The 8,264-nt window shown below is 70.7% G+C and carries 5 protein-coding genes; 3 read left to right on the top strand and 2 right to left on the bottom strand.

All coding sequences use genetic code 11. The features are described from left to right. Positions 1–416 precede the first annotated feature (416 nt). On the top strand, positions 417–866 hold the full coding sequence (locus tag ACZ60E_RS44455) for a PTS sugar transporter subunit IIA (RefSeq protein ID WP_469448056.1): 450 nt from the start codon (positions 417–419) through the stop codon (positions 864–866). Between the two features lie 78 nt (positions 867–944). Beyond that, positions 945–2,615 carry a phosphoenolpyruvate--protein phosphotransferase gene (gene ptsP, locus ACZ60E_RS44450; RefSeq protein WP_469448055.1) on the top strand — a complete coding sequence of 557 codons (1,671 nt, stop codon included), beginning with the start codon at positions 945–947 and terminating at the stop codon, positions 2,613–2,615. 78 nt (positions 2,616–2,693) lie between these two features. On the opposite strand, the gene ACZ60E_RS44445 is transcribed toward ptsP, so the two are convergent. Both ACZ60E_RS44445 and ACZ60E_RS44440 read right to left on the bottom strand, forming a co-directional pair. Then, positions 2,694–3,590, bottom strand: a complete 897-nt coding sequence (locus tag ACZ60E_RS44445; protein ID WP_469448054.1) for a hypothetical protein — start codon at positions 3,588–3,590, stop codon at positions 2,694–2,696. 98 nt (positions 3,591–3,688) lie between these two features. Continuing rightward, a complete protein-coding gene (locus ACZ60E_RS44440) occupies positions 3,689–5,656 on the bottom strand; it encodes an acetoacetate--CoA ligase (RefSeq protein ID WP_469448053.1) in 1,968 nt (655 codons plus the stop codon). 213 nt (positions 5,657–5,869) lie between these two features. On the opposite strand from ACZ60E_RS44440, the gene ACZ60E_RS44435 reads away from it, so the two are divergent. Then, the gene (locus ACZ60E_RS44435; protein WP_469448052.1) at positions 5,870–8,239 is read left to right on the top strand and encodes a glycoside hydrolase family 31 protein; all 2,370 of its coding nucleotides are present in this window, start codon (positions 5,870–5,872) and stop codon (positions 8,237–8,239) included. The last annotated feature ends 25 nt before the right edge of the window (positions 8,240–8,264 follow it).

Genomic DNA, 8,264 nt, shown 5'->3' with positions numbered 1-8,264 from the left:
ATTTTTGGCACGCTGTTGAGTTCTCAAGGAACGGACGCTTCCTTTGTACTCACCCTCTCGGGCTTTCCTCCGGGCGCTTCCCTTCGTGTTTCCAAACTCTATCAGTGAATTTCCGTCTCCCTGACCACCGATTCTGCGAACATGCAGAACCAGACCCCGAGAGAGGAACTGACAAGTTTGGGTGCTGCCAGGCACGGACACTTTCGCGTCCCTCGGCCTCAAGCAGGAGTACGACAGTACACGGGGCTCCGGAGCGGGCGCAAATCGTTTCCGTCGAGCACAACGACCGCCAACCGGCTCACCAGCTCCTCTTGGCGCGGAACCGTCACTTCTCATGACTTACGCTGCTCAACAGTGCGCCGTCCGGGACAGGCAGTGACGGCCCATATGAATCCCCGCCCCCCGGGAGGCTTCCCATGACCAACGTGACGTCCCCTCTTGCAGGACGCACCATCGGACTCACCGCTGTACCCGACCCGGTCTTCTCCGGGGCCATGGTGGGCCCCGGGACCGCGATCGACCCCGTACGGGAGGCCTCTGAGTCGGTCTCGCCCATCGACGGCGTCGTCGTCTCCCTTCACCCGCACGCCTTCGTCGTGGTCGACGACGAAGGTCACGGAGTGCTGACGCACCTGGGCATCGACACCGTTCAGCTCAACGGCGAGGGTTTCGAGCTGCTCGTCAACAAGGGCGACACCGTGCAGCGCGGGCAGGCCGTGGTGCGCTGGGACCCCGCCGCCGTCGAAGCGGCCGGCAAGTCCCCCATCTGTCCCATCGTGGCCCTCGAAGCCACGGCAGAGTCCCTCTCCGACGTCAGCGTTGACGGCGAAGTGAAGGCTGGCGACGCTCTCTTCAGCTGGCACTGACCTCATCGCCGTCAGCGACGGCAGGCACGGCACGACATCACGGCGGCAGGAGCCGCCGCCCTATCGGAGACTGGTGACATGGAGACAACGCTGCGAGGCGTCGGCGTGAGCCACGGTGTGGCGATCGGCGAAGTTCGGCACATGGGAACGGCGGTCCTCGAACCGCCTGCCAAGCAGATACCTGTGCAGGACACGGAGCGCGAGCAGGGCCGCGCCCGTAAGGCCGTGGAAGCCGTGGCCGCCGATCTGATGGCACGCGGCAATCTGGCGGGCGGCGAGGCCCAGGCCGTGCTTGAGGCGCAGGCCATGATGGCCCAGGACCCGGAGCTCATGGCCGACGTCGAACGGCGTATCGCCGTCGGCAGCACGGCGGAGCGCGGGGTGTACGACGCGTTCGCCTCGTACCGCGCCCTCCTGGCGAACGCCGGCGAGTACCTCGCGGGCCGGGTGGCGGACCTCGACGACGTGCGGAACCGTATCGTCGCCCGGCTGCTCGGTGTTCCGATGCCGGGTGTTCCCGACAGCGACGAGCCGTACGTCCTCATCGCCCGTGACCTCGCGCCGGCCGACACGGCGCTGCTGGACCCGACGCTCGTCCTCGGTTTCGTCACCGAGGAGGGCGGGCCGACCAGCCACAGCGCGATCCTGGCGCGGGCTCTCGGTGTACCCGCCGTGGTGGCACTGCCGGGAGCCGGTGAGCTGGCCGAGGGCACGATGGTCGCCGTGGACGGCAGTTCCGGTGAGATCTTCGTGAACCCGAGCGCCGAGAAGAAGGCCGAGCTGGAGGCCGCGGCTGCCGCGCGCAAGGCGGCGCTTGCCGGGTCGACCGGCCCCGGGGCGACCTCCGACGGACACAAGGTTCCGCTGCTGGTCAACATCGGCGGCCCGGCCGACGTTCCGGCGGCGGTCGAGGCCGGTGCCGAGGGCGTGGGTCTGTTCCGCACCGAGTTCCTCTTCCTCGACGACAGCAAGAACGCGCCGTCGGAGGAGAAGCAGGTCGAGGCGTACCGCACGGTGCTTGAGGCCTTCCCCGAGGGGCGGGTCGTGGTGCGTGTGCTCGACGCCGGCGCCGACAAGCCGCTCGACTTCCTGACGCCCGCCGACGAGCCGAACCCGGCGCTGGGCGTGCGTGGTCTGCGGTCGCTGCTCGACCACCCCGACGTACTGCGTACGCAGCTGACGGCACTGGCGAAGGCTTCCGAGGGCCTGCCCGTCCACCTCGAGGTCATGGCGCCGATGGTCGCCGACCGTGCGGACGCCAAGGCGTTCGCCGACGCGTGCCGTGCCGCGGGCCTGCAGGCGAAGTTCGGTGCCATGGTCGAGATTCCGTCGGCCTCTCTGCGGGCGCGCTCGATCCTGCAGGAGGTCGAGTTCCTGTCGCTGGGTACGAACGACCTCGCGCAGTACACCTTCGCCGCCGACCGTCAGGTGGGCGCCGTGTCCCGGCTCCAGGACCCGTGGCAGCCGGCGCTGCTCGACCTGGTCGCGATGTCCGCCGAGGCGGCCCGGGCCGAGGGCAAGAGCTGTGGCGTCTGCGGTGAAGCCGCTTCGGACCCGCTGCTCGCGTGTGTGCTGACTGGTCTCGGTGTCACCTCCCTTTCCATGGGTGCGGCGTCGATTCCCTACGTCCGCGCGACGCTGGCCAAGTACACGCTGGCGCAGTGCGAGCGGGCCGCGGCGGCCGCGCGTGCCTGCGACAGCGCCGAAGAGGCGCGCACGGCGGCTCAGGCAGTGCTGTCCGGCGAGTAGTTCGGGCGAGTAGTCATCCGTGATCGAGGGGCGCTCCACCGAAGGGTGGGGCGCCTCTCGCGTGTTCTGCGGGCGTGTTCAGTGCGTGTGCGCGGTTGTGTGGCCGTCGTCGCCCAGGTCCGGTGGCGCGCAGTAGTCGACGCCCGACTCCGGGGAGACGAGGTCGCCCGATTCGACGTCCGTGCAGTAGGCGTCGAAGACCTCTCCCGCGGTGAGGGGTTCCAGTCCCTCTCCTCGCAGACGCCAGCCGTAGACCTGGTCGGTGGCGTCGGGTGCGGCGGTGCGCATGACGAGGCCGCCTGCGCACCGGGTGGCGATGCCCAGAGCGAGCACCGTGGTGAATTCGAGTGCCTCCGCCTCGTCCAGGTGCGGTGTTCCGTGCTGGTCGTCGTCGGTGCGAAGGACGGCCACCAGTGCCTCTGGTTCCGTGGAGACACTGCACACGAGGTGCCGCTCCCCGGGGCCCGAGGCCTGGAGGATGCGGACGAGCAGATCCGAGGCGCGCTGGAAGGCCGCTCGGCCGATGTCCTCGCCGCAGGACGCGCAACTGCCGATCCGGGCCAGGAGCGTGGTCGCGTACTCCCAGGTGGCCCGGCGGACCGCTTCGTCGATGAGATCGGGGACGAGGATGTCGAGGGTCTGGCCCTCGTAGGGGACGGTCGCGCCGGTCGTGGCGAGTTCGGCCGTGAAGCGGGTGCGGCTGGAGGCGGTGTCGGGGTCGAGTGCGTGCTCGGCGCAGAACTCCGCGTACTCCTCGGGGTCGAAGAGTGCCACCGTGGTGTGGCCGCCCTCGGACGCGAGTGTCCTGAGGAGGGCCTCCACCTGCCGGAGATAGTTGGTGTGGTCGTCGAAGGCGAAGGTGCGGTAGCGGCGTCGCATGGCGGTGAAGTCCTGCTCGTCGGTCAGCAGGCCGATCGTTCCGGCGACTTCGCGGCGCAGGACGCGTCGCATGGTCTGGTGCTGGGTGTGCGCCATCTTTCCCCCTGTGCGCGGTGATCAATGCTCACTCACCGTAACCGGCGGCACTGACAATCCGCCTCGGGGTGTCCGAGGCGGTCGCGGCAGGGGGCAGGTCAGGCGCGGTCGCGGGCCAGCTGCACGTAGAAGTGGAGCAGGTCCAGGTTGTCGACGGAGCCGGAGTTGACGGCCTTTTCGAGGGGGGTGCCCTGGAGGAGGCGTTTGACCGGGACCTCGATGCGCTTGCCCGTCAGGGTGTGGGGGATGCCGGGGACTTCGATGACCTCGTCGGGGATGTGCCGGGGCGAGAGCTGTTCCCGGATGGTCCGCTTGATACGGCCGAGGAGGGCGTCGTCGAGTTCGGCTCCCGGTGCCAGGTGGACGAAGAGCGGCATCCAGTAGCCGCCGTCGGGCTGTTCGACGCCGATGACGAGGGATTCACGGATCTCCGGAAGGCGTTCGACCGCTTCGTAGATGTCGGCCGACCCCATGCGGACGCCCTGGCGGTTGAGGGTGGAGTCCGAGCGGCCGTGGATGACGACGGAGCCGCGTGAGGTGAGGGTGATCCAGTCGCCGTGGCGCCAGACTCCGGGGTACGTGTCGAAGTAACTGTCGTGGTAGCGGCTGCCGTCGGGGTCGTTCCAGAAGCGGATCGGCATGGACGGCATGGGGTTGGTGACGACGAGTTCGCCGACCTCGTCGATGAGGGGTTTTCCGCTCGGGTCCCAGGACTGGAGGTCGGTGCCGAGGCCGGGGGCCTGGAGTTCGCCGATGTGGACGGGGAGGGTGGGGACCGCTCCCGCGAAGCAGGAGCACACGTCGGTGCCGCCGCTGACGGAGGCGATCCACAGGTCGTCGCGCACCTCGTCGTGGAGCCAGCGGAATCCGTCGGGCGGCAGGGGCGAGCCGGTGGTGGCGACGCACTTGATCCGGGACAGGTCGAAGTCGCGGGAGGGGTGCACGTCCGCCTTGCGGCACGCCATGACGTAGGCCGCGGAGGTGCCGTACAGGGTGGCGCCGGTGCGTTCGGCGATGCGCCACTGGGCGCCGGTGTCCGGATAGCCGGGGCTGCCGTCGTACAGGACGATCGTGGTGCCGGTCAGGAGGCCGGAGACGAGGAAGTTCCACATCATCCAGCCGGTGGACGTGTACCAGAAGAAGCGGTCCTCGGGTCCCAGGTCGCAGTGCAGGCCGAGTTGTTTGAGGTGCTCGACGAGGATGCCGCCCTGGGACTGGACGATGGCCTTGGGCAGGCCGGTCGTGCCGGAGGAGTAGAGCACCCAGAGCGGGTGGTCGAAAGGCACCTCTTCGTAGACGGGTGTCACGTCCGCCGAGATGAGGGCGGACCATTCCAGGGCGCCTTCGGGGGCCTCGGTGCCGAGCAGCGGGATGTGGACGACGGCGCGCAGGGTGGGCAGTTCGCGGCGCAGTTCGGCGACGGTGTCCCGGCGGTCGTGTTCCTTGCCTCCGTAGCGGTAGCCGTCGACCGCGAAGAGGACGACGGGTTCGACCTGCTGGAAGCGGTCCAGGACGCTGCGGGCGCCGAAGTCCGGGGCGCAGGACGTCCACACCGCGCCGACGGCGGCGGTGGCGAGGAGGGCGGCCACGGCCTGCGGGATGTTCGGGAGGTAGCCGCTGACGCGGTCTCCGGGGCGTACGCCGAGGGCACGCAGTTCGGCGGCCAGGGAGCCGACCTGCCGGCGTAGTTCGGACCAGCTGACGGGACGGAGCTCGTGGGTCTCGTCGACGTACAGGAGGGCCGGTTCGTCCGCTCGGGTGTCGGCCGCTCGCAGTGCGTGCTCGGCGTAGTTGAGGGTGGCTCCGGGGAACCACTGGGCTCCCGGCATCGAGCGGTCGCCCAGCACGCGCGCGTAGGGGGTGGAGAACCGTACGTCGAAAAACTCCGTGACGGCTTTCCAGAACGTGTCCAGTTCGTCCACCGACCAGCGGTGCAGACCGGCGTAGCCGCCCTCGGCAGGGGCTCCGTGGTGCTCGGCCGCCCAGGCCTGGAATCGGGTGATCTGTGCCTGGGCGATGTGTTCCCGGTCGGGCTGCCAGAGCGGCGAGGGGTTCGATGAGGTCATGGGTCGGCTCCCGGACTGCGCGCGTCGTGTGCGTGTACCGCGCACGGGCTGGGGTGTGCGCGTCACGCGGCTGAGACGGACGATGCCATGTGATCGACTTTGGCACCAGGGTTGGTCCCACATAGTCCGCCCCGTGAACATGTGGTGGGGCCATGGGTGAACGGAAGTTGAACGGAACACTCATGGGTCCATTCGGGTGGCAGGCTGAGCAGCATGAACGGTCGTGACCTGGTGCGTTCGATGAAGGCGGTCGGTTCTGCGGGGGCGGGCCAGGGCTTGCTCACCGTGCGGGCCGCGTGGCGCAGGAGGCGTACCGACGCCGTCGGGCTGCCGGTGCGGGGGGCCGAACGGGCGCGGGTTCCCGGGCCCGTGCTGGCCGCGGAACCCGCGCCCGGCGGCGGCGTCGTCCGGTTCACCCGGTCGGAGCTGCGGATCACCGTCACGGCCGGTGGAGCGGTCTTCTGGGGGTGGGACGGGGCGGGGCCCGAGCCCTCGTACGCGCTCGACGGCGGTGTTCCCGAGCCGGATCCCCGGGCCGTGCTGGAGCCGGACAAGGACGGCGCCTGGCGGGTGGTGGCGGAGCGGATGACGGTGGTCGTGTCGCGGCTCGGTGCCGTGGAGGTGCGGACGCCGGGCGGGGTGAGTCTGCGGCGCGAACTGCCGCCGCGGTGGTGGGAGCCGGTCGGGGGTGGCGTGGCGCGCTGGATGCAGCGCTCCGAAGTGGCCGCGGACGCGCGTTTCTTCGGCCTGGGCGGGCGTGCTTCGGGGCTCCGGCTGCGCGGCGGGACGTACCGGCTGTGGAACACCGGTCCCGGGCACGCCTTCGGTCCCGGTGACGATCCGCTGCACCTCACCATGCCGGTGCAGATGGTGGTGGCCGACGCGGCCACGCACCTGGTGTTCCACGACAGTTCCTGGGACGGCACCGTGACCCTGCGCGAGGGCGAGGAGGGCGCCGGGTCGGGGCACGACCGGGCCGGGACGAGCGATCTGCGCATGGACGGCGGTCCGCTGCGCTGCTGGGTGGTGGTGGGCACTCCCGCGCGCGTGCTGCAGACCTGGGCGTCCCTGACGGGTGCCGCCGCGCTGCCGCCGGCCTGGGCCCTGGGGCACCATCACGTGCTGCGGGGCCCTGGGAGCGAGCAGGAGGTGCGGCGGGTCGCGGGGGGTTACCACGAGCACGGGCTGCCGCTGGACGCCGTGCATCTGGGTGTCGACCACTTCGACGCGCAGCGGACGTTCACGGTCGACCGGGACCGCTTCCCGAAGCTGCCGGTGCTCGCGGAGGAACTGCGCCGGGACGGGATCCGGCTGGTGTCGGTCGTGGAACCGGCCGTCAGGCCGGAACCCGGCGACTCCGTGTACGACACCGGAACCGCCGAGGACGCCTTCGTGCGGGACTCCGCCGGAGAGGTGGTGCGCGGGGTGGTCCGGTCGGGCGAGGCGGTCTATCCGGACTTCACGCGCGCGCGTACGCGCCGGTGGTGGGGCGGGCTCTACGAGGAACGGCTCTCCCAGGGGTTCGCCGGTTTCTGGCACGACCTGGACGAACCCGTGTCCCTCACCGCTTTCGGCGAGTCCACGCTGCCCCGTTCGGCGCGGCACGACCTTGAGGGCCGCGGCGGCGACCATCGCGAGGCGCACAACGTGTACGCCCTCACCATGGCCCGGGCCGCCCATGAGGGGCTGAGCGAACTGGTCCCCCTGGAGCGGCCGTTCCTGTTCTCGCGTTCCGGGTGGGCCGGAACGCAGCGCTACGGAGGGATCTGGTCCGGGGAGCCGGCCACGGGCTGGCCCGGTCTGCGGGCCTCGCTGTCGCTGGTGCTGGGACTGGGACTGTGCGGAGTGCCGTACTCGGGGCCGGACGTGGGCGGCGTCGACGGGGAGCCCTCCCCCGAGCTGTATCTGCGGTGGTTCCAGCTGGGCGCGTATCTGCCGCTCTTCCGTACGCACGCGGGTCCGCGGGCCGGGCACGGGGAGCCCTGGGAGTTCGGTGACGAGGTTCTGGAGCACGCGCGCGTGGCGCTCGTCGAGCGGCGGCGGCTGCTGCCGTACTTCATGACGCTGGCGCATCTGGCACGGCGTACGGGTGCGCCCTATGTGCGGCCTCTGTGGTGGGGCGTCCCGGAGGACAGGGCGTTGCGCGACTGCGAGGACGCCTTCTTGCTGGGTGACTGTCTCCTGGTGGCCCCGGTGCTGGAGCCGGGGACGGACCGGCGTGCCGTGCGGTTGCCGCGGGGCCGCTGGTACGACGTGGAGACCGAGAGGGTGTACGAAGGGCCCGCGCAGGTGCTGGTCGACGCCCCGCTGTCACGGATCCCGGTACTGGTCCGCGCGGGTGCCGTGCTGCCCGTACGCGGCGACGACGGCTCTCCGGAGCTGGAGGTGTGGGCGCCCGCCCACGGGCGGACCGGGGGCGGGCTGGTGGTCAGCGACTCCGGGGACGGCTCGGAGGAGCCGGAGATCGAGCGGTATGTGACGCGCCGGCAGGGGGCGCGCGTGGTCGTGGAGCGGGAGGGGGAGGACGGCCCGGTCGAGCCGTCCCTTCCCGTACGGGTGCGGGGGCTGGGGCCGACGCCCTGACGAGCCGGCTGCGAGAATCCCGGGG

Source organism: Streptomyces sp. NPDC102514, from assembly GCF_055584525.1.
This window is presented reverse-complemented; position numbering and strand designations above follow the sequence as displayed.